Annotated in this window: 1 protein-coding gene and 1 pseudogene; both read left to right on the top strand. The window is 57.5% G+C overall.

Annotated elements, in window-relative coordinates; genetic code table 11:
• Window positions 1-286, top strand: a 286-nt coding sequence (locus tag RT688_RS23815; protein WP_313707288.1) for a hypothetical protein, incomplete at its 5' end; no start/stop codon positions are given.
• A gap of 594 nt (window positions 287-880) precedes the next feature.
• Window positions 881-991 (top strand): annotated as a pseudogene (locus RT688_RS23810) (transposase); the annotation flags it as partial.
• Window positions 992-1,030 lie beyond the last annotated feature (39 nt).

Here is a 1,030-nt window from a genome sequence, read left to right as displayed (position 1 = left end):
CCCAGCGCTTTCGCGACGGGGGTGTCGTTATCGTTGGGTGCGGGAGCAGGATTTGGACGATACCTCACACCTGCGATCCGCTTCATGGCTTAATTGCGAGGGGCGCGATCGTGTGAAAGTCACTGAAGTGGAAGACCAACGGCATGATCCCGTCGGTGGCGGCGGCCCGGTGAAGGCGGAACAGGACGATGTCGTGATCGCCGGGGGTATTTCATTTTCGACCGAGCACTCGAGCCAAGCCGTCGCGTTCGCTAGAAAAACGGCTCCGCTTGGAGCCTCTTCGTAGTGCAGATCCAGAAAGCGATCCCCCGTCGCCTGCGCCAACCGCGACGAAGGCACTGGCGGTCATGCCGATAGGCTGCCCCTCATTCATGGCGCACAGGGTGGTGATCCCAGTCGGGAACCTGTTGGTCGCGGTGCTGCAGAACTTGGGGGTAATGTTTTTGCCTGCAGACGAAAAGGCTGGGGCCGGCGTTCGGTTAGAAGCCTCAGACACGCCTGCGTTTGCGCGACGCCGAAGTGGTGAGAAGGAGCAACTCAGCACCAAAACGGATATCGGCCTGTTACCAGGGCGAACTAGCAGCAGACGACTGATGGGAATCTGCCAGGGCGGAGCTGTATCGCAGCGGACCTAGTTTCTTGAAATTGCCAAGCTTGACCTTGAACAATGGTTCAATCTTACGAACTCAATCGAACCAACTCATATTCAAGGAAATCCAGTATGGCCTCTGCAATCACTAGAGATAGCCGGTTCAGTATTCCAAAGACCATGACGGCTGTGGAAATTTCAAAACCTGGCGGGCCGGACGTTCTTAGTGACGTGACCCCCTGAATCTCCTCCAGGAATAGCTAGAGTCCGCCCTAACGAAGGACGGACAGAATGAAGCGATCAAGGTTCACAGAGGAGCAGATCATCGGGATTCTGCGGGAGCAGGAGGCCGGTTTGACGACGGCGGAGGTGTGTCGGCGTCACGGGGTCAGCTCGGCGACTGAAGACGCTTGAAGACGAGAACGGCCGGCTCAAGCGGAT

The sequence above is a fragment of the Massilia sp. genome (assembly GCF_032106685.1).
In the GTDB taxonomy this organism is placed as follows: Bacteria; Pseudomonadota; Gammaproteobacteria; order Burkholderiales; family Burkholderiaceae_D; genus Telluria.
This window is presented reverse-complemented; position numbering and strand designations above follow the sequence as displayed.